The organism is Microcoleus sp. S36b_A4 (assembly GCF_036700645.1).
GTDB lineage: Bacteria > Cyanobacteriota > Cyanobacteriia > Cyanobacteriales > Microcoleaceae > Microcoleus.
In genome coordinates this window covers 1-21,627 of record NZ_JAUBPI010000052.1, presented here as the reverse complement: position 1 = coordinate 21,627, position 21,627 = coordinate 1, and the positions used below count along the sequence as shown (strand labels likewise).

Below are 21,627 nucleotides of genomic sequence, written 5' to 3'. Positions count from 1 at the left end.
TACTCATAGAAATCAAGAATGTTGCGAGCGTTAAGAATGGAAAATCCAAATGCAGCTAACAGAGCGACACATCATTAAATCTACGGAACACCGTTTTGCTGAAATTGATGAATTAGCTTTTAAATCCAAAAATCTCTACAAGGCCGCCAATTACATCATTCGTCAGAGTTTTGTTTATGGATGGGGCCACATCAATTACAACGAGATGAACCGTTTGATGAAATCTCATCAAGCATACAAGGCAATGCCCGCCAAGGTTAGTCAACAAATCTTGATGGTATTGGACAAGAATTGGAAATCCTTTTTTGAAGCAGTCAAAGCTTACAAAATTGATTCCTCTAAATTCACTGGTCGTCCGAAGCTACCGAAATATAAGGATAAGACCAAGGGTCGTAATATTCTTGTCTATACGATTCAGGCGATTAGCAGCAAGCAATTGAAGAAAGGAATTATCAAGCTTTCGGGTACGGAAATATTGATAAAGACCCAAGTAAATTCCGCTCAAATTTGCCAAGTTAGGCTGGTTCCCAAATGTGATTCCTATGTGATTGAGGTGGTTTATGATGAACCGGCGTCCACCGCCCGTGACGACACATTCGTAGCTAGTATTGATTTAGGTCTGAATAACTTAGCGGCGTTAACTTCAAATCAGCCGGGTTTTATACCTCTGTTGATTAACGGGCGTCCGTTGAAATCAATCAACCAGTTCTACAACAAACGTAAAGCACGGTTACAATATCAGTTAAAAGGAAGTCGCAAGAGTTCACCCCGCATTCAACGCTTAACTCGCTGTCGCCACCAAAAAGTCGATAATTACTTGCATCATACCAGTCGCCTAATTGTTGACCTTTTGGTCGCTAATCAAATTGGGACGCTAGTTGTCGGCAAAAATGCACAATGGAAAACCGAGATTGATTTAGGAAAGCAAACCAACCAAAACTTCGTCGGCATTCCTCATGCTCGACTGATTGAAATGATAGAATATAAAGCTCGATTGGTTGGGATGAAGGTAATCGTGCAAGAAGAATCTTACACATCTAGGTCGAATTTCCTGAATCTAGACCCGATTCCTGTGTACGGGAATACTGGCGCTGATGGTGTCACATTTAGCGGTAAGCGAATCAAGAGAGGTTTGTACAAGACATCGGTCGGTCAATTAATTAACTCCGATGTCAACGCCTCATACAACATCCTAAGAAAAGCAATCCCAAATGCGTTTAGCGATGGGATAGAGAGCTGTGTAGTTCAGCCAAGGCGAGTCAATCCGCTCAAAGTACGAGCGAAAGGGGAGGGACTCAATGCCTCCTATGTCATGTCATAAATGACTATACTTTTACTAGCTATTTAACCATGCCCCCACATGATCCCAGCGCCTTTCCCAAGAATTTGTCCGATCCGAAGCTGCCGCCTGCTGTTGAAATAGACGAAATACTCACTAGCATTCAACATTCTCACAGTTTCTATTACAAAGTGATGAATCTTGAGGTTTGGGCGCTGGTGGAAACCTTGGATGGGCTGTTTCCCGGCGCTTGGGGTCAGTTTATGACCAACCGTCAACTTGCAGTTAAACAGTTTTTGGAACGCGATCGCGTTCCAAATTCTCCAGTTGATGCTGGGGAGGCGGGGGAGAAGTCCGATCGAAGTCGGAAGAAGGAAGAAGCCGGGAGTCAGGAGTCAGGAGTCAGAAACAAGCAGGAAGAAGAATAAAAGCACATTTTCCCAATTCTCCCCATCTCCACCTTTCCTCTGTATCCAAGTCTAAATCTCCCTCCATCCCCAAAGCCAGAGACGAAACATAACCCTCTTTTTCCCCCGTACTCCCCTGATTAAGAGGAGTAGGAGGGATCGAAACTCAGCTACAAGCGACATTTATTATGGGTTTCAATCTTAACTTGACATAAATGCCGATCGCCCGATCGCCCTTACAGGTGAACTTTGGCATCAACTTGAGGCAATCCCATGCTGTAGTTGACAGCGCGGCTGTTGAGGTTGTAGCTGATTTGGCCTTTTTGTAAGAACGATCGTACCAAGTGTTCCAACTCCGAACCGATACGGCGGAGGTTGTACTCGGTCAAGTCTTCGCCCTCGTAAGCGTCTACGAGTTGGTCGAATTTGGCCTGTACCTGTTTGACTGACTCGTCATCCCAGTTAAGTTCGTTATCTGGGTCAATGTCGAGGGTCAAAAGGTCGTTGCTGGGTACGAGTTCGTTATCTTCGAGGATGGCGGTGTATATGCGAATATGGCGGGTTGTTGACTTAAGCTGCATGAGTTCTTATGTGTAAAGATTTTTTGCTGAACTAATTGTAATGGGTCACAGACCTTTGCAGGAGAGTAGGTCGCCTGTTGTGCGATCGATCGGGATATCTCACTCCCCCTCCGACTTCAAGGCAAAGACTTGGAATCGGTAGTTTTGAAACCTACTTAATTCAAGACTAAAAAGGAAAGCTTTCGTAAAGTATAATAATGCAGAATTGGCATAGGAGGACAAGGTGGAAGGCAAGAGATTTATTCACTCCCTGCAACTGCAAAACTTCCTTTCCTATGGAAGTGAAGGGGAAAAAATTGAACTGCAACCCCTGAATGTATTGATCGGTACTAACGCATCCGGCAAGTCTAACTTAATTGAAGCGATGGGAGTGTTGAAGGCAACACCTACCGACTTACTTACTCCGATTCGTCAAGGAGGTGGTATCAGCGATTTTCTGTGGAAAGGTGGAAAAGGTACTCCCACAGCAAAAATTGAGGCTATTTTAGATTACCCAGAACGAACGATGCCACTGCGCTATCAGATTAGTTTTACCGCAGTCGGTCAGAGACTTGAAGTAGTGGACGAAGCTATAGAAGATATGGCACCGCGCAATAGTTCTGAAAGCCAGCCATTTTTCTATTACCGTTATAGCGATCGGGGTCGCCCTGTTATCAATGTTATACAGGACAACGAGCAGCAACCAAGAACGCTGCGGAATCTGCGGCGAGAAGATATCATTCCCGATCAATCTATCTTATCTCAAAGAAAAGATCCCGAACTATATCCCGAACTATCATATCTGGGAAATAAATTTGCCGACATTGGTTTATATCGTAACTGGCAGACAGGGAGAGATTCAGTATCTAGAAAGGCTCAGCAAACTGACTGGCCAGAACATCCCCTCCTAGAAGATGGTGGCAACTTAGGACTGGTTTTAAATAACTTACAGTATCAATTAGGAAGTAGGCTGATTATTGAAAAATTACAACTGTTCTACGATGCAGCCGAAGAACTGAGTATCAAGATTTATGGCGGTACTGTCCAGATATTCATCCGCGAAACAGGATTAACTCAGCCAATTCCCGCAACTCGTTTATCAGACGGTACGCTGCGTTATTTATTCTTAATAGCTTTACTCCTCGATCCAACTCCCCCGCCACTTATATGTATTGAAGAACCGGAGATTGGCTTGCATCCCGACATTCTGCCTGTTGTTGCTGAAATGTTGATCGAAGCCTCACAGCGCACACAATTGATTGTGACAACTCATTCCGATGCTTTAGTGTCGGCTCTGAGTCCTGAGTCAGTGTTAATATGCGATCGGGATGATAGAGGAAGTCACCTGAACCGTCTCGATCCCGAACGACTGAAAAAATGGCTTGAGAATTACACTTTGGGAGACCTTTGGCGGATGGGAGAAATCGGGGGCAACCGATGGTAAAAGAAATTCGCATTTACATCGAAGGCGGCGGCGAGGGCAAGAATACAAAGGCATTGCTCCGACAAGGAGTTAGCAGTTTTTTCAAAGAAATTGTGCAGGTTGTCCAAAGCAAGAAAATCAAGTGGACTATCACTCTTTGCGGTTCCCGGAATAATGCTTTGAGGGATTTCAAAAATGCTTTTGCCGCTCACCCAGATGCGTTTGTCATCCTTCTGGTTGAATCAGAAGCACCTGTTGTAAAGCAGTCGCCTTGGGAGCATTTGAAGTGGAGGGATAATTGGGATTCGCCTGGGGTTAATGACACTCATTGCTATCTCATGGTTCAAGCGATGGAAGCTTGGTTCATGGCGGATATTGATACTTTAAAAAGATTTTACGGACAGGGATTTAAACAAAATGAGATTCCTAAAAATATCAATGTAGAGACCATTGAAAAGGATTTGTTAGAACGAAGTCTGAAAGCAGCTAGCCGCGACACAAAATCGAAAGGCGAATATCAAAAAATACAGCACGCTTCCAAGCTGTTAGAAATGTTGGATGTTGACAAGGTTCGCAAGGCTTCTTCAGAGTGCGATCGTATTTTTACAACTCTCATCAAACTCATGGAGGATTGAAGCGATGAAAGTAGCCAAGGGCGCGAAGCAAGACAGGGAGAAAGGGAGGGTGGGCGATCGTCAATTTCTCGGAATCCCGAAATTTTTTAGTTGTTCGGCAGTCCAATTTTTGTAATATTCAGTTTTCTCTAAAGAATCGGAAGCTGGCTTCAGCTTAGAATTTACTTGAACAGTGAAGCCCGGATAGGGCATCCTCCTAGTATGAAGCCCGTCAATATTAAAATCTTCTTCGGGATGGACGTGAAAAGCCAGCAAGCCCAATTCTGAAATCTGATTATTCAATTTGTCTATCAATTCTTTAGTTTCTGGCGCAGTAATTGCTGTTTTTTGAGGATTAATTACTACCATTATTTCAAATTCCGAATTGTAAAATTCATAAATCGATTTCATTATTGCAGAATCGCGATCGAACTCAGTTAGCGCTGAAAAACGCTCGATTTTGAATAAAATTTGATTCGTCAAGCGTGCTTTTTTAGTGAATGGACAAATGGGTAAATCGCTGAAAACTGGATGCGGTAACTCAACAAATTCCGTCATCCATCTGAGGGTAGATTCTATAATTTCTGTGTCGGATTCATTCATCGAAAATCTATGTATTTGACATTTAACACTAATCATACTCTATTTGTAGGGCGAGCCATGTCCGCCATTGGTGTCAATTTAACGCTATTTCCCTCAGTCCGGCAGGGAATTCATTCCCTGGCGGACTTTCGGTTAAATTGACACCAATACATTGTCCATCTTACTCTTACTACGTGCGATCGAATTTATTCGTGAGTTGTGCCATCTGGCATAATTGCACCTGCGAGTTTTGTCGTTTCCAGATTAGCCACCCCACTTAGGTTCGCTCCCTTTAGGTTGGCTTTTTCTAGGTTTGTATTATTCAAATCTACACCGCGCAAATCGGCAGAGCTAAGTGTTGATCCACTCAAATCTACGTCTACTAAACTTGCCCCGCAGAGATTAGCCCGATCCAAGTTTGCCCCACTGAAATTGACTGAGTGAAGCTTTGCTCCTACCAGATTAACGCTAGTTAGGTTCGCACTGCTGAAGTTTACACTGCCTAATTGTGTATCTTTCAAATCCGTTTCGCTCAAGTCTGCCGCAGTTAGGTTAGCACAGTATAAATCTGCCTGTTGCAGGTTTGCTCCACTCAAGTTTGCCACAGCTAATTTTGCGTTTTTAAGGTTTGCTTTGAGCAAGTTAGCTTTACTTAGGTTGGCCATAGTTAAGTCAGCAGCGTAGAGATTTACCTCACTCAAATTTGCTTCACTCAGATTCGCTTGAAGCAGTTTCGCGTTCTGCAAATTTGCTCCCCTTAAGTTTGCACGGCTCAAGTTTGCTTCACTTAGGTTGACATAACTCAAGTTAACACCAGCTAGGTTTGCCATTGGAAGTGCAGCATTAGAAGCAATTAAGTAAGCACCTGCTTTAACAGGATCGAAGGCTGCGGGGAAGATAGTTTTTCTGTTGTAAAGCGCTCCTTGAAGGTTTGCTCCTTCAAGATTTGCCCCTTTAAGGTTTGCATCGAATAGTTTCGTTTTACTTAGGTTGGCATTACTCAAATCAGCATTCATCAATCGCGCCTGAGTCAAATCCAACCAATTTAAGTTTGCGTTACTGAGGTTTGCCATACTCAAATCTACCCCGAAAGATAAATGAACAGAGGTAAGATTTACTCCACTCAGATTAACTTCACTGAGGTTTGCAGTCAACAGATTGACTGCACTTAAATTTGCATTCACGAATTGCGTTTTACGTAAGTTTGTACCGCTGAGATTAGCTTTGTAAAGGTTGGCATGAGATAACTTTGCCTCACTCAGGTTAGCACCAGATAAGTTTGCTTGAGAAAGTTCTGCACCGCTTAGATTAGCGCTACTAAGGTTGACCTTACCCAAGACTTTTCTGCTCAGATTGACTCCAGCTAAATTAACTCCCGTAAAATTTCGTTCTTTCTGATACCGTTCCAAAAATTCCTCAGCAGTGATCGCTGGTTCCAGATTTTCTCCTGCCGAATCATCTATTTTTTCCTCTTCCTCAGATTCCACAGTATCGGCATTCACAGGAGTAGCAGCCGGCTGTTCTACCGCTTCGCTAGATACTGGAATCGGTGTCTGATCGATCGCCTCTTCGCGCAATAACCGATCCACCCGATCGCTAAACCGCCTCAAAACCTCAGCATCATCAACCTTCTCACCAGCATTCGCGCCCTTCTCAACCGCATTTTCAACATAATACTTATCTACAAAACTTTGCAACCCGGCATTATATCCCTGTCCTACCGGCTGAAACCTCCATTCGCCATTCTTCTTATACAACCGTCCAAATTCTAAAGCCGTTTCTTGCGAAAATATCTGATTTAAATTGTACCGAACCAATTCCCTGAGATTCTCTGAATTGTAAAGCCGGATAAAAGCATTTTCAACTTGACTAAAACTTTGATTTTTTTCCTTGCCGTCGTGAATAGTCACAACAAACACTATTTCCTGAATCGCCGCATTGATTTTGCTCAAATCCAGATAAACCGTCTCATCATCTCCCTCAATTTGTCCATTCCTGCTGTCTCCAGAATGCCGCACCGAACCGTCCGGCGATGTCAGATTGTTGTAAAATACAAAATACTTTTCATCAGGAATGCGACCGTCCGCCGCTAACATAAAAACAGATGCGTCAATGTCGCAGTTTTGTGCTGTCTGGCTGACTTGCCAACCCAGGGCGATCGCAATTTTACTGAAATTAGGACTTTCTTTAGAAAGATTGAACCTTTCACCCTTAGTTAATTCGATACTCATATGCGATAATTTCCTTACCTCATAAATGGTATTAATTATCTCATCTATGTTAACCCGATCGCAAATTGGATTTTATCTCGAAGATATCGAAACCCCCATTGGCAGAACCGTCAATTTAACTCTTACCGGACTCATTCTTTTATCTTCGACCAGCTTCATCGCCGAAACTTACCCGATTTCGGAAACTGTTAGAATTAATTTGCAAACTCTCGATACAGCGCTTTTAGTTGTTTTTGTTTTTGAGTATTTATTGCGACTATGGTGTGCCCAAAATCGAGTTAAATTTATTTTTAGTTTTTTTTCTATTATTGATTTGCTGGCAATATTACCATTTTTGCTGGGATTTGTCAACGTTAGTTTTATCCGCATTTTCCGCTGGTTTAGAATTCTCCGACTCATCCGTTTTCTGGAATTGAAAATTTCTATTTTCCGCATCAGCAGCGAAGATGGGGCGATTTTTGCTCGGATTTTGTTTACTTTGCTGGCAATAATTTTTGTTTATTCTGGTTTGATTTATCAAGTGGAACATCCGGCAAATCCCGAAAGTTTTGGAACTTTTTTAGATGCTGTTTATTTCTCGGTTGTCACCATGACTACGGTGGGATTTGGCGATGTTACTCCGATTTCGGAATCCGGCCGTTTTCTGACTATTTTGATGATTTTGACGGGAATTGCTCTGATTCCTTGGCAATTGGGGGACTTGATTAAGCACTTAGTTAAAAGTGCTAATCACGGAGAAGCTGTTTGTAAAGGTTGCGGTTGGTCGGTACACGATGCTAATGCTAGATTTTGTAAAATGTGCGGCAGTCAATTAGAGAATGGTTGACTGTTGACTGTTGACTGTTGACTGTTAACTGTTGACTGTTGACTGTTGACTGATAACTGATGACTACTGCCAACTGCCAACTGCCAACTGACTACTGCCAACTGCCAACTGCCAACTGACTACTGACTTCTTCAAGCCAAGGGTAACAAAATTTCAAATTCAGTGCCTCTGCCTAATTCCGATCGCATTCTGAATGCACCGCCGTGTTTGCCCGTCACTATTTGATAGCTAACTGCTAAACTGGTTTCTTTGAGGGCGCGTTTTTCAGTAGAGAATGATTCTATGATTTTTTTGTACTTGCTAGGTGACATTCCTGGCCCGTTATCCGCTATGCAAATCGAAACCCAGCGAACATGAAGTTTGTCTAAATCCGACGCAGGTTCGGGACAGCAGACTTGAGTTGTGATTTCAATTTTAGGCTGGCGATCGGCGTCTCTGAGTCCTCCACCTTTGAACTCTTTTGCCAATTCTTGACCGACTGCTTCGTTAATTAATGTATGAATAGCATTCGTCAATATATTCATAAATACTTGGTTTAGCTGTCCTGCATAGCACGGCACTGGTGGCAGGTAGCCGTAGTTTTTCACTACTTGGATTTCCCTAGTCAAACGACTTTTGAGCAGCAAAAGTATGCTGTCTATGTTGGCGTGCAAGTCGGTGGGTTTGGGATAAATATCGTCGATGTGGCAGAAGTTTTGCAAACTGGTTGCCAACTTGCTCAAACGTTCTGCTCCTGATTTGATGCTGGCAACAGTTCGGAGGAAGTCGTTTTGCAAAAAGTCATAGTCGATCTCTTCTTTGAGCCGTGCTATTTCCGGCGGGGGATCGGTACAGTATGCGTCGTAAACTGAGAGCAATTCCATCAAGTTTTTGCTGTAGTCGCTGACGTAGGTTAAATTCCCCCAGATAAAGCCTACCGGATCTAAAATTTCGTGGGCTACTCCGTTGACTAAACGCCCTAAACTAGCCATTTTTTCGCTTTGAATCATTTGAGTTTGGGCTCTTTCGTAGCGGACTTGAGTTTCTATGCCACGAATTTGCCAGTACGCGATGTTGAGTGCGTTAGGGTCTAAGAGTCGGTAAGATTGGGAGTCTATTTGGACGACGATCGGTTCTGACTGCAATTCGGGCGATCGACGCAGAGCTTGTGGGGCTGCTGCCAAAATGGTTGTACTCTCTGCCACCAATAATATTTCGACGCGAGCGTAACTGTAGAGAACTTTTAGTGGCAGGTGCAAAAATAGCTCTGGGCCTTGGGGTTTGAGCAAATATTCCAGCAGTTGCCTGCGGGATATCATGCCAGCAAACTCTCCTGCTTCCATCAAGACGACCCCCGGCACGAGGGGATGCTGTTCAAACATTTCGGCAACTGCCACGGCCAAGCAGCTCGATTTAACCTGAAAGTCATACAGGGGCAAATCCCAGAGGGTAGACTCTAGCGAAAGGTCTTGATGGCTGCCTTCGGAGACTGAAGGGCCAAGGAGTTTGGAACTGAATTTATTTGCCACTGGAACTTTTAGTTGCCGAAACGCTGGGAAAGTGAAATGAGCACCTACTACTAAGCTACCCTATCATTTCACCGCAGGAGCGAACAACCGAGAATATTCTTAAGCTAATCATGTTGTGCCAACTATAGGCAGGAGAATTTCAAATTCAGTGTTCTTACCTGGTTGCGATCGCAATTTGAGTTGGCCGCCGTGCTTTTCTGTGACGATTTGATGGCAGATAGCCAGCCCCATACCGCTGCCTTTGCCTGCTGGTTTAGTGGTAAAAAAGGTGTCAAATATCTGCTGCTGATTTTCTGGGGGAATGCCTGGCCCGTTATCGGCAATGCAAATTGCGGCTCGCTTGCCGTGTTCGGTTTCTATCACTTTAGTGGTAATTTCGATTTGGGGCTGCCAGTTGTCCCCGCACTGGGTGTGTATTTCTCGATCGGCTGCGTACTCGGTCAGGGCGTCTAGAGCATTAACTAACAAGTTCAAAAACACCTGACTCAACTGACCGGAGTAGCCTCTAACTAGGGGCAGTTCGCCGTAATTTTTAACCACCTCTATGCTGTTTTTAAAGCGATTTTTCAAAATTAACAGCGTCATCTCCACGCATTCGTGAATATCTGTCTCGGCTGGTTTTGTCTCGTCCATGTGAGAGAAGTGGTGCAGCCCGTTAACTATTTTTAGCAATTGTGAGGCTCCCAACTCCATCCCTTCTAAGGTGATCGGCAAATCTTCTTGTAAAAAATCAAATTCAATTTCTTTTTTAAGGGCATCAATTCGGGGACAGGGTGCCGAATATTCTTCTTCATAAACCGACATGAGCTGAAGCAAGTGTTCAAAATAGGACAGCAGAAAAGTTAAATTTCCCCAAATACAATTCAGCGGATTTCTGATTTCGTGGGCTACTTCTGCTACAATCCTCCCCAAACTCGCCATTTTTTCGGTTTGGATGAGTTTGGCTTGCGTTTGTTTGTGGAGTAACTTATTTGTTAATTCGTGAATTCTTGATTGAGCGACCATTAATTGGTGTACGTCTAACAGCTTGTAGGCTTGGGGGGCTATTTCCACTACTACGGGTTCGTAAATTAATTCTGCTGATCTGTAAAGACATTCCTGGGCGGCTTCTACTATTAATTTACTGGCGGGAAGTATGAGTTCCTCTGGCTTGGCAAACTTGTACAGCACCTCTATTGGTCGCTTGAAAAACATTTCTACTCCGTAGCGGCAGTTAACTTTTTCAAAAAATAGACGCCTGGATATCATGCCGACAAAATTACCACTATCTGTCAAAATGACGCCGGGAAGCATTGAATTTTCTTCAAAAGCCTTGGCTACTTCTTTTGCCTGTTGAGTTAATTCAATTTGGCAGTTGGAGAGTGGCAGGTCTAGGAGAGTTGATTCTAAGGAGATGTTCCAAGTACAAAATTCAGGTATATGCAACACTGATAACTCCGAGCTAGTCTCACGCACAGCAAACATAGATGAAACCCCTGTTAAAAATTGTATTCATGAACAACTTAAGTTGCTATTAATTCGTAACTGGTAATTGGTAGCGGGTAGTTGCTAATTTGTGAAATTACAACAGCACCCGATGGGAAAACCCGATCGCAGTAGCATTGTCTCCTAAAGATTTTGTTTCTAAGTCAATATTAAACGATCGAAGCTTTTGTGGAACTTACTGATCTCTGCTGTAAACTTTTTACCATGATATACCTGCGATCGGGTGTTTTCCGAAAATTTTTAATATTTATAACTAATTATTGTGATAAATTATACCATTTTTCCCGTGATAGAAGGGAATTGGAGAACCGCGAGCGGGTTATCAGTGAATATACTGGCATCCTGTGAGGGTTCGAGGGCCCGGATTAGCCATTGTCCAAGGGGCTTGCAGGCTCCAATTGTCAAGACTAGGGCCCTAGCCAAAGGAAGTTCGGCAACGAATTCGCTTTCTTCGGATGTAACCGAATGTAACGGATGGAAGGCTTTAGTTATCGTCGCGAGAGAAGGAAGAAGCAATGTTCCCCAAGGGTTTGTGGAATTAAGAACATCCTAAGCGTCGGCCGCGGTTGCTATACCACTCAAAAGAAATGCAACTTTAGGCAACTTCCGAACCTCGATAGTCATCAGTTTTTTGCAATCTGCAATCTCCAATCAGCAATCTCCAATTCTTTTAGGGTTCCACCTCCGGCCAGAGGCGTTCTAGCTGATACCGCCAAGCGGCGAGAGTTTTTTCGCTAGACTCTCGCCCTAGTTCCATTTCACCCATCAATCCCTCTGCGTAGAAACGGTCTAAAGTTTGAAGGGTGGTTTCGACAGACTGTCCCTGCGTCTTCGCAGCTTTGATGATTTGACGGATGCGGCTTTCTATCAAACCGCCGAAAAAGTCAGACAAACCTCTCTCTTGCAAAGCCAGCACTCGGGCGACGGCGGCTGAGAAATCGGCGGCATCGAGTGTGGCACAACTGTGCTGAAATACTCCCCACAAAACGTTTTGATGTAAGGCGTAGCGAGTTTCGAGGGTGGTGTCAAAGTTAGCTTCTAGGAGTTTATCAAGAAATGGTTGAGCTTCTTGGGCATCGGCGATCGGCAACAAAATCCGCAGCCAACTCCCGTCTTCTGAAAGGAGGACTAACAGGCGAAAATTGGGGGTTTCTACTTGCCAAGAAGTGGCAGCAGGCATCTCAACAGTGTCACCAAATAAGTCTTTAAGGGTATTGCTAATTTCTTCGGGAGTCATAAGGATTTTAGATTTTAGATTTTAGATTTTAGATTAGTCACCAGTCATTAGTCAGCAGTTCGATCTCAAATCTCAAATTGGTTTATGGTAGCCAGCGGGGGTGATAGCCGGCAAAGGGAAGTTCTTCTGGCTGTAGTTTTGCGGGAGAACCATCTGCGGGTATTTCTACTAAGGGTAGCAGCCAGAGGCGGCTGGTGGCGATCGACTGTCCACTATCGTTGCGGGGACTGTCTGCTACGGAGGGAGTTGCTGCTGTGACTGATTGGTCGAAAATTAATGCCAGCCCGTCGGGAGATAAACTGATTTGGGTATCTAATTGGTTGGGCAAAATCAGCAGCGGTTTGATGGTTCCTACCAAACGAGTACCCTCTTTTTTGAGGTCGATGGTGGCGATGAAAGGCTGTTCTTTGTAGCTTTCTGTTTTGAGGCGTTGGGCTAACAAACAGTATAGACGCTGAACTTGGTTGTCTTCGTTTTTGCGGGGATCGAAATAAACAGCCATAATGCTGCCGGGAATACGCAATATTTCTTGTTCTACACCTTGGTTATCTAAGATGAAAAGCGATCGAGTAAAGTCGCTGTTGTATTTAACGTAGGCGGCGGCGGAGTTGTCGCGGGCCATGCCCAATACTTGTTCGTATTTTGGCAAAAATTCTACTGGATCTGCTTCGGGTTTGAGGGGGACGATCGCTAATCCTTGTTTTTGAGATATTACCATCGATTTGCTGTCGGGGCGAATCATAAAATCTCCGCCTTGTTCATTTTCCAAGGGTCTGGGCGCCACTTTTTCTTCCAAAATCCAAGGACTGAAATCGCCGGGATTGCGACGGTTGACGCGCTGGACAACTATGATTTTTCCGTCGGCTGAGAGGTCGAATTTGAGGTTTTGGTAATCTTTGGAGTCTAAGATTTTGTCGATTCTACCGGCTGGGTATTTTTGTTGATTTCCTAAGTCGGATTGGGGGTTGAGGCCGGTGGTGACTGTGAAGAGTTCTTGATTTAGGGTGCCGCGAGTACGGGCGATTGATCGATCTGTGGCGGAGAATAAAATGCGATCGCTGTCGGGATAAGGTTTAAAATCGGTGACAACTAAATCTTTGGGAGTCAGCGGTATCGGTTTTGAGTCGCTGCTGGTGAGATTGACTAGCATTAATCTGCTTTCTGTTTCGCCTTGGACACCGATGTAAGCAAAAGCTCGATCGCGGCTGCGAAAGGAACTGCTAAACGGTTGCATTAGCGTTCCTTTTTTTTGGTTTTTTTCTCCGAAATACTTGTCGGTTGCTCCAGCGAGTTTTAATGTGTAGGTAACGCCGTAGGGTGCTGGATCTTTGAGGGTGTAAGCCATGCGCCTTCCCGCCCAACTAAATTTACCGGGGAGGGGGGGTTCTAGCTTTAAGTTTTCTTCGACCGTGGACTGGTTCATCGGCCGAAAGAATGTGAGGATAAAGCCGGTATCTTCGGCGCCGATTTGTTTATTTTCCCAGGTAAATTCTCGCACTCTGGGTGCTGTGCGATCGCCGCTCAGCAGCAGCAGCCCTATTAAGAAGCTCAGCACTAGCATGAGGACGATCGCCGTGCGGTCGATCGGCTGTTGGAATGGCAGAATAGCGAAGGGTGAAGGATTAATTTTTTTCTTAAAAATACTCACAAATCTTTCTCTCCTACTTTCTGCTGAAAAGTAACTGCCAAATTTTCCCTCTTAAATTTTACTGTCTTGGGCGTACTCCCGGCCCTCTGAAACGGTTTTTTTTACCAGGCTAAAGGGCTGCAACGAAATATAACGAAATATGTTGGTAAAAAACTCGGTTTTTGAAAGTGTGTGTGCCTCCAGGACTGAACTAAACTCACGAGCTTAAATCCGTGGAGTCTGCGGCAATTCCAACAGTATCAACCGAGTGGAGATGTGAAATTTGAGATTTTACCTTTTAGGCTGCCTCAGTGCTAAAAATTGCTCGATAGAGAGAGGCTTTGAGGACAGTAGAGCACCCTACAATTATACCACTTGCGTCCAACACTGTTTGAGATTTTAGATTTTTAATTTAATCTCACATCTCAAATCGCTAATTATTTAATAGGTTTAGGGGTAACGCTTGCGATCTACCCATCCTACTAATAATCATGACGACTACTTAGATCCCTTTGACGAAGCCTTGCCGATGGGTGTGTGGGAACTATTATTAACTGCTGACAGTGTATACGGCGATTCCGGTTCGGGATATAGCTTAGAGTATTTGCTATCGTAATGCCTGATCTCAAAATAGTTTAAGTTTGACGGGTGGGGCTTATATATCGAGAAACATTCCAAAAGACAAAAAGTGGCTGCACTCTCTAAAGGCCCGACCTTCACTACTTGATTTTTGAAGATGCGACCTGATTTTATCCACTCTTTCATCTGCTTTCTTGACAAACAGTAAAATCCTGAATGAGGATTGGTACACTCAGCAAATTTTACAGTTTCTATCTCTACACTAGATAGTTTATTCCACGATAGTTCATCATCTATTGTCAAATCAATGTATCTCTTGGTTCCTTGATACATTTCAAAACGGTGTGGGTAAAGAATAGCATTCTCATACCCGCTTTGTCGGTTAAAACTTTCTAATTTTTCTAGAATGAAAGCATCGTATAAAACAATGTCATCTTCTATAAATAAAAACCAGTCAAATTTTTCTACTTTTTCGACAAATTCTTCCTGAAGTCTAAACTCTACAAACATGGGGTCGCATTCAGGACCTTCTTGGATCTGAATGCACTTAATTTGATATTCAGGTAAGTAGGCTGTAACGTGCCTGTTCGGTAGAGTTTGGATAGTAATTGTCAGGTCGCAATGAGCAAAAGTCGTTAACAGTCCATCTATTGTGTGCCTGAGTCTCTCTATTTTTGCTGTGGCTTTTTCGGGATTGTTAGATTCTTCAACTGATGTAATGTGTGGGACAGCCACAAAGACTTTGGGGCGTTTTTTTTCGGGCTGTTCGTTTTCTTTGAACAAATTTATAACCCGATTTTTTTGATAAAAAAACATCAGTTTACTATACCTTGTTGCCACTCGCGATATTTCTTGTAAAAGAGCCATTTGTAAGAACATAAAGTGCATTACTTTGCTTCTTGTATTTTGTTCGGCTGACATAGAAACAATCTCCTTTTTTTACTGAAATAGTTGATTGATTGGAACTAAATCCATCGGTGATATTTTATCGATTGGCAGACCCCAATCCAAAGCGACTCTACACCAAAGTAGAGTGGCCAGCACCACTACAAACAGCCCTGTTAATTGAATATCCTGCCAAAAACAAGTTAGTCCTTCTTTCCACAAACCGTAGTTAGTTACTGCATAGGTAGGAAGGTCACCGAGAGCTACAGCAATCACGGCACCTAAATTACCTTTTAAGTAGTATCCCAGCGGTATACTTATACATAGATTCAGAAAAGTCAGCAGATTGCCTATAGCTGGGTACTGAGACTTTCCTACGGCTAACAGACAAGAACCCATGATATTGTGGAGGGTGGTGTGCCAGATACCTAACGCCAAAATTGGCATCATCCAAGATGCAGCCTCATACTCTTTCCGATACAGTGTTAAAATTAACTGATCTCCAAAGATTACAAAAATTGCTAAACCTACGGCTAATGGTATTAGAATTAGATTGCGGTTCTTGAGTATCTTCGCGCGCAACTCCTCCCGCGGCAACTCTGCCAGCATAGAAATCGATGGAAAAATTACCCGACCGCTAATGGCGATGATGACTTGGCGCGGCATATCCCCCAGGGTAAAAGCGATGCCGTAAATGCCCAACATTGTTAAAGTAAATATTTTCCCTAGGATCAGTCGATCGGCTTGAGAACACAAGAAAAACAAAGCCGTAGACAAAAATATCCATTTTCCATAAGAAAATATTTCTTTAGCTGCTTCTTTATCCCAAGCAAAGCGGTTTGACTTGCCTGGAATCAAAAAATGGCTCCATACTAACTCCATGAAAGCTCCAGTAAAGCCACCGACGATAATCGCCCAGATGCTGCGATCGAACCATGCCCAGACAATCATCACTGTTGTAGAAACAATCTGTATGCCCAACTCAAAAATTACTACTTTCTTCACTGCCATTTTGCGTTCTAGGCTGGCTGTTGAAGTAGATTTAAACCCTCCGAGTAAGGAATTTATACCTATGATTGGAATCAACCACAGAAGACGGGGCTCTTCATAAAAACTCGCAACGGGCTGGGTAATTATAAGCAAACCAATCCAAATGAACAAGCTGCGAATAACTTGCAGTGTCCAAGCGGTGTTGAGAAATTGAGGATCTTCCCCCCGTTTGTTCTGGATGATACTTGGGCCCAAGCCTATGTCTGTAAATAAGTTGATCCCTGTTATAAAAACGTAGGTTAGACCTACTAGACCAAATAATTCGGGTAAAAGCAGGCGCGTCAGGATTAAGTTACTGCCAAATCGGATAATTTGACTGCTTGCATAACTGGCGATCGTCCAGGCAGCACCTTTGATAGCTAATTTTTTTTCTGATGACATATACTCAGAATTTATTTTCTAATTACGAGTGTAGTTGCTGAATTTGTTATTTGCAACTCCTAAAGGAGGATGCTGCCACTTTTTTAGCTGACTTTACCGTATCTTGATCTGTATACGGAGATTGGGTCTGGACTTTCCATTTCGCAATCAAGGTAAAATTTCATCTGATACTTACTCAACATCTAATAATCATAAGGGTTTTTGGGTGCGGGAATTGGTTTGAGGGAGGATGCTTGAATGATTAATTTGCGCTTGCCTTGGAGTTCTTCTACGATCGTTTCTCCTTCTATTTCTAGCCAAGTGTCTGGGGCAAAGGTGGTGCGGCTTTGACCAATCAGTAATTTTACTGGCAAGCCGATCGGATAGGCGTCTGCCGCGCAGCAGGTAATGATAAAACGCCCAATCCACATATATTGTTCTGTTAGGTTAGGGGGGTGAATTACAAATCCTTGAACTTTGACTTTTTGACCTCTGTATGTATCCGGTTCGGGGTTGAAATTTAACAGCCGCACCCATTCGACGAGCGATCGCTGTTCGGGTTTTGTAGTATTGCGAAATTCTTGGGGTTGCAGTCTGGTGATGGGCAGGGATTCGGTGAGGCCTCGTTCTAATGCTGTCTGGCTGGTAAAGGTGCGTGGCGTTGTTAGTAAACCTATTAATGCGATGCCCAACATTAAGGTGCTGCCGATACTGGGGGGAAACAAAGTAACGTGTTCAACTTCTGTGATTCTGAGAGAGTTATTTGCTGTTGATGTCCGCGATTGCTGGGTAGTGCGAGCGAGTTTTAAGAGTTCCCAAGTTTTTAAACCGCCAATAACCAATAAGCCGATTCCTCCTGCTAGAGTCAAGCCAAAGTAATTGGGGTGAATGAGAATGCTTAATTGGCCGGTGATCCAATATTTGAGGAGCAATATTCCCCAGCCTAAGATAGCTAGGGCGTCTAGCCAGGGGCTAATTTTTTTAAGATTCATTTTTTAAAAGTGATGGGGAAGGAAGAAGGAATAGGGAAGATGGCAAATGAAAAACACCTATCCGTATATTCGTGACTTCCGTATCTGCGAGCAAGGTAATTGAAAATCGCCAAGCGAAAATGGTATTAGTTGTCTGTTTGAGCTAACTTATTAACCTAAATGCAAGTTGACAGCGAGGGTCATTAAAAAGGTTAACTGAGCTGCCAAGACAATTAAGTAAACTACGGCTCTACCTTTAAAAATTGACAGCATTAAACCGATACCTTTGAGGTCAATCATCGGGCCGAAAACGAGAAAGGCTAACAGCGAACCGCTGGTAAATGTGGAAGCAAAAGACAGGGCAAAAAAGGCATCCACTGTAGAACAAATCGATACGACTGCCGCTAATAGCAGCATGGCTATAATCGAGGAAACGGGGCCTTGGCCGAGGTTGAGAATTAGTTCGCGGGGGGCGCCAACTTGAATGATGGCTGCGATCGCACTTCCGATTACCAACACTCCTCCCAATTCGCGCAACTCCTGTACCATAGTCTCTAAAAGCAGGCGCAGACGCTGTTTAGAAACCCGGTGAAACATTGAGGAACGTTTCGAGGTTTTTTCTGTTTTGCCTGTTTTTAATGGCTTCCAGTCGTCTTGTAGCAAAGATTCGATCGGCACCACCCCCCCCGGCTGACCGAGCATAAAAGTTCCCGACTGCAACAGCAGCGGAGTGTTAGCTTGGACAACTTCTTTTTCGGAAAACTCTGGTTTTGGCAAGGGGATTGCGCGGGCTACAGAGGGTTGCAGCAGAGGCCGCAAGTCTTTTTGGCCGCTGAACACCCAGCCGATAATTGTGGCTATAGACAGAGAAAATACCACCCGGAAAACTACAATTTCTGGCTGATCGCGAAATGCCGTCCAAGTAGCCCAAATTACCACGGGGTTGATGGTGGGGGCCGCCAGCAAAAAGCCGATCGCCGCTGGTGCGGGTACTCCCTGCATCAGTAACCTGCGGGCTACGGGCACGTTACCGCACTCGCACACGGGAAACAAAAAGCCGATTAAACTGCCCATCAAAGCCGCCAGCAGCGGGTTTTGTGGGATGCGCGATACGAGTTTGCGTTCGTCTACAAACCCCAGCAGCAAACCTGAAAATAAAACTCCCAGCAGCAGAAAAGGTATTGCTTCTACTAACAAGCTGAGAAACAGGGTGAAAGCATTATTTAACTGATTTGTCAGGGCGGGTTGCATCGATCACCTACTGGTAGATTGCTATTTAGCTATACGTCTTTGGTAGAACTCCTTGTATATCATACCAAAGCATAGCACTAAGTTAAGATCGAGTTAATTGTTTTTGGTCTTTTTTTTGCTATAATTTGTAGACCTGCTAATTTGATCAATGCTAAGATATGGAATGATTCCGACTGCTTAAAGCCGTTTAAATTTGACTGGATTTTTATTCATATCCGCCTCGTACAGCCAATCAATAATTAACTAAGCCAACCGTCGTGGATTTGATGGATATTTCGGTTAACAATAATTGATTTTAGAACAAATGCCAAGGCAGATTTTGCAGATTCCGGGCAAGGCTAACTGTTTTATATAACGATCGCTAAAAAATATGTTTGTAGCGATGACTTTAGTTTTCACTACAAACCTATAAGGGACGCACTGGCAGGTGTGCCGCTAGCTGGTCGTTACGGGGGGTTTCGAGTACCGGATCGGGGAGATGGGAGGACATAGCCTCAGATGCTCTAGCTTGCAAGGCGTCCCGCCATCGCGATTGCAAGCTAAAACTCAGGGACGCGATCGCCCTAGCTTTGTGCTTTTAACTTGTTTCAGGCTGTTGTATCGCCGGGGCGATCGGGCAATTCCCATTTTCTTCTATTATCAATCAATTATATTTCTTAGCCTAATAATTTATTAACAAAAGGTTAAGACGATTAATTAAGATTAATGAATAGTTAAATAGTCCAAACAAGCGTTAATACTGCTCAAGCCAGTATAAAATAAAGTCAGGTATAATTACCAGGGCGCATTTATCTCGGTGATCCTCAATCTTGCCTAATACTTTAAGTGGTAAAATTTTCCTTGCTACAGTCAGTTTTTTGTGTAATTTAAAATGCAGTTTGCCAGGGCGATGCCGGTCAAAGCACTCAGCAACTCACCTGTTGACCTTTGGTAGCTGAATGTCTACTGGCAAATAGAACCCAAAAAAGCGTGCTGATAAATTTATGTTGAATACCTCCTGCGTAGAAAGACCCGTCCAACCCATCTCTCAGGCTGACCTAGGAGAACTTTGTTTAGACTCTACTCTCCACCAATTGTCGCTTTACGATTTTCAGGTAGAAGCTACGGATTGGGGAATGCGAATTTCTCAGATGCTAGAAGCTAATCCGCTGTTACCGGGAGTCATTGTCACCCATCAAGGTGAATTTGCCGGTATGATTTCCCGGCGGAGATTTTTAGAATTTATCAGCCGTCCTTTTGGGCGAGAATTATTTTTAAAGCGCCCTGTGAGGGCTTTGTACCGCTTTGCCGAAACTGAGAGTTTAATTTTTCCCAGCAATACTTTAATCGTGGATGCAGCCAGGAAGTCGCTGTTGCGATCGAAAGAATTGCTTTACGAACCGATTGTGGTTCAATTGTCACCTCAAACTTATAGTTTGCTAGACGTGCACGAACTCTTAGTAGCGCAATCCAATATTCACGAACTAGCGACAAAATTGCTGAGGCAGCAAACTGAATCTCAATTAATTCAAACCGAAAAACTAGCGAGTTTGGGACAGATGGTAGCTGGAGTCGCCCACGAAATTAGAAATCCCGTCACCTGCATCAGCGGAAATCTCGGCTTTTTGTCCAACTACTCGAAAGACATCATGGATTTGCTGTCTGCTTACGAAGACATTGTGGGTGAAAGCGAAAAAATTAGCGAACTCAAAAAACACATAGAATTTGATTTTTTACAAGAAGATTGGGTGGAAATTCTCAAAAGTATGAAAGTTTCATCGCAGAGGCTGACCGAACTCGTCACCAGCCTGCACACCTTTTCTCACATGGACGAAACCCACTTGAAGCAAGCTAACATCCACGAATGTATTGACAGTACCCTGCTAATTATGAAAAACCGTCTGAAGTACGGATTTAAGGTAGTTAAAAACTATGGTGATTTGCCTTTGGTCAAGTGTTACTCTGGCCAGTTGAGCCAGGTATTTATGAATATCATCAGCAATGCGATCGACGCTTTGGAAGAGGTAAAAGCAGAAAAAGATTTTATGCCTGTGATTACTATTGAAACCGAGGTAATAGACAGTTCTGACGGAGACTGCGTGAATTCGGAATTAATTCAAAATTATGTTATGGGCGATCGGCAAAATGTCAAACAGCTATCATCCGCCAGCCAAAACGGCGATTTCTGCCCAGAAACAGCGGAAAAAAATCAAAATAACGCTTGGATAGCCATCCGAATTGCCGATAACGGGCCGGGAATTCCGCCAGAAATTCAGCGGCGGATTTTTGAGACATTTTTCACCACTAAACCCGCCGGGAAAGGTACTGGTTTGGGGTTGGCAATCACCCATCAAATTGTTACGGAAAAGCATAAAGGCAAGTTAAATTTGCATTCTACGCCCGGTACAGGTACTGAATTTGAAATTTTGTTACCATGGATTTGAAGCACTAACTCATATCAAATCTCTCTTCTCTTTATCTGCGTGAATTAGCGTCCATCCCTTGTCATCTGCGGTTCAAAAGTTCTCTTTTTTTTACCGCAGATGAGGGCAGATTAACACAGATTAACGCAGATGAATTAGATCGAGTTCGGTTGCACCATCGGTGATTGTTAACTGTTGACTGTTGACTGTTGATTGTTGACTGTTGATTGATGACTGTTGATTGATGACTACTGACTAATGACTACTGACTACTGACTAATGACTAATGACTAATGACTAATGACTAATGACTAATGACTAATGACTAATGACTAATGACTAATGACTAA

17 protein-coding genes are annotated in these 21,627 nt (G+C 43.6%); 6 read left to right on the top strand and 11 right to left on the bottom strand.

Annotated elements, in window-relative coordinates; all coding sequences use genetic code 11:
• The first annotated feature begins 49 nt into the window (after positions 1 to 49).
• Positions 50 to 1,321 carry a transposase gene (locus tag QUA03_RS17395; protein ID WP_333213495.1) on the top strand — a complete coding sequence of 424 codons (1,272 nt, stop codon included), beginning with the start codon at positions 50 to 52 and terminating at the stop codon, positions 1,319 to 1,321.
• A gap of 29 nt (positions 1,322 to 1,350) precedes the next feature.
• Positions 1,351 to 1,707, top strand: a complete 357-nt coding sequence (locus tag QUA03_RS17390) for a hypothetical protein (protein ID WP_333213494.1) — start codon at positions 1,351 to 1,353, stop codon at positions 1,705 to 1,707.
• A gap of 215 nt (positions 1,708 to 1,922) precedes the next feature.
• Here the strand turns inward: QUA03_RS17390 and QUA03_RS17385 are convergent, their stop codons facing one another.
• A complete protein-coding gene (locus QUA03_RS17385) occupies positions 1,923 to 2,267 on the bottom strand; it encodes an NAD(P)H-quinone oxidoreductase subunit M (RefSeq protein ID WP_333213493.1) in 345 nt (114 codons plus the stop codon).
• A gap of 223 nt (positions 2,268 to 2,490) precedes the next feature.
• Between QUA03_RS17385 and QUA03_RS17380 the strand changes: the two genes are divergently transcribed.
• Together QUA03_RS17380 and QUA03_RS17375 are read left to right on the top strand one after the other, a co-directional pair.
• Positions 2,491 to 3,690 carry an AAA family ATPase gene (locus tag QUA03_RS17380; RefSeq protein WP_333213492.1) on the top strand — a complete coding sequence of 400 codons (1,200 nt, stop codon included), beginning with the start codon at positions 2,491 to 2,493 and terminating at the stop codon, positions 3,688 to 3,690.
• On the top strand, positions 3,684 to 4,304 hold the full coding sequence (locus QUA03_RS17375; RefSeq protein WP_333213491.1) for a DUF4276 family protein: 621 nt from the start codon (positions 3,684 to 3,686) through the stop codon (positions 4,302 to 4,304). The genes QUA03_RS17380 and QUA03_RS17375 overlap by 7 nt, the downstream gene beginning before the upstream one ends.
• 60 nt (positions 4,305 to 4,364) lie before the next feature.
• Here the strand turns inward: QUA03_RS17375 and QUA03_RS17370 are convergent, their stop codons facing one another.
• Complete coding sequence (locus QUA03_RS17370) at positions 4,365 to 4,886, bottom strand: hypothetical protein (RefSeq protein WP_333213490.1); 522 nt, start codon at positions 4,884 to 4,886, stop codon at positions 4,365 to 4,367.
• A 185-nt stretch (positions 4,887 to 5,071) separates the two neighbouring features.
• Positions 5,072 to 7,096 (bottom strand): pentapeptide repeat-containing protein, encoded by a 2,025-nt coding sequence (locus QUA03_RS17365; protein WP_333213489.1) that lies wholly within the window; start codon positions 7,094 to 7,096, stop codon positions 5,072 to 5,074.
• Positions 7,097 to 7,121: 25 nt separating this feature from the next.
• On the opposite strand from QUA03_RS17365, the gene QUA03_RS17360 reads away from it, so the two are divergent.
• Positions 7,122 to 7,922: an ion transporter gene (locus QUA03_RS17360; RefSeq protein WP_333213488.1), complete on the top strand. Its 801-nt coding sequence runs from the start codon at positions 7,122 to 7,124 to the stop codon at positions 7,920 to 7,922.
• Positions 7,923 to 8,053: 131 nt separating this feature from the next.
• On the opposite strand, the gene QUA03_RS17355 is transcribed toward QUA03_RS17360, so the two are convergent.
• The 8 genes from QUA03_RS17355 to QUA03_RS17320 form a co-directional block, all read right to left on the bottom strand.
• Positions 8,054 to 9,430 (bottom strand): ATP-binding protein, encoded by a 1,377-nt coding sequence (locus tag QUA03_RS17355; protein ID WP_333213487.1) that lies wholly within the window; start codon positions 9,428 to 9,430, stop codon positions 8,054 to 8,056.
• 108 nt (positions 9,431 to 9,538) lie between these two features.
• Entirely contained in the window at positions 9,539 to 10,894 is a 1,356-nt protein-coding gene (locus QUA03_RS17350) for an ATP-binding protein (RefSeq protein WP_333213486.1), read from the bottom strand.
• Positions 10,895 to 11,585: 691 nt separating this feature from the next.
• On the bottom strand, positions 11,586 to 12,152 hold the full coding sequence (locus tag QUA03_RS17345; protein WP_333213485.1) for a hypothetical protein: 567 nt from the start codon (positions 12,150 to 12,152) through the stop codon (positions 11,586 to 11,588).
• Between the two features lie 82 nt (positions 12,153 to 12,234).
• Positions 12,235 to 13,800 (bottom strand): hypothetical protein, encoded by a 1,566-nt coding sequence (locus QUA03_RS17340; protein WP_333213484.1) that lies wholly within the window; start codon positions 13,798 to 13,800, stop codon positions 12,235 to 12,237.
• A gap of 477 nt (positions 13,801 to 14,277) precedes the next feature.
• Positions 14,278 to 15,279: a hypothetical protein gene (locus QUA03_RS17335; RefSeq protein WP_333213483.1), complete on the bottom strand. Its 1,002-nt coding sequence runs from the start codon at positions 15,277 to 15,279 to the stop codon at positions 14,278 to 14,280.
• Positions 15,280 to 15,297: 18 nt separating this feature from the next.
• Complete coding sequence (locus QUA03_RS17330) at positions 15,298 to 16,674, bottom strand: oligosaccharide flippase family protein (RefSeq protein WP_333213482.1); 1,377 nt, start codon at positions 16,672 to 16,674, stop codon at positions 15,298 to 15,300.
• Positions 16,675 to 16,856: 182 nt separating this feature from the next.
• Positions 16,857 to 17,645, bottom strand: coding sequence for a TIGR03943 family putative permease subunit (locus tag QUA03_RS17325; RefSeq protein ID WP_333213481.1), 789 nt, complete (start codon positions 17,643 to 17,645; stop codon positions 16,857 to 16,859).
• Positions 17,646 to 17,795: 150 nt separating this feature from the next.
• The gene (locus tag QUA03_RS17320) at positions 17,796 to 18,875 is read right to left on the bottom strand and encodes a permease (protein WP_333213480.1); all 1,080 of its coding nucleotides are present in this window, start codon (positions 18,873 to 18,875) and stop codon (positions 17,796 to 17,798) included.
• Positions 18,876 to 19,858: 983 nt separating this feature from the next.
• On the opposite strand from QUA03_RS17320, the gene QUA03_RS17315 reads away from it, so the two are divergent.
• Positions 19,859 to 21,298 carry an ATP-binding protein gene (locus tag QUA03_RS17315; RefSeq protein WP_333213479.1) on the top strand — a complete coding sequence of 480 codons (1,440 nt, stop codon included), beginning with the start codon at positions 19,859 to 19,861 and terminating at the stop codon, positions 21,296 to 21,298.
• The last annotated feature ends 329 nt before the right edge of the window (positions 21,299 to 21,627 follow it).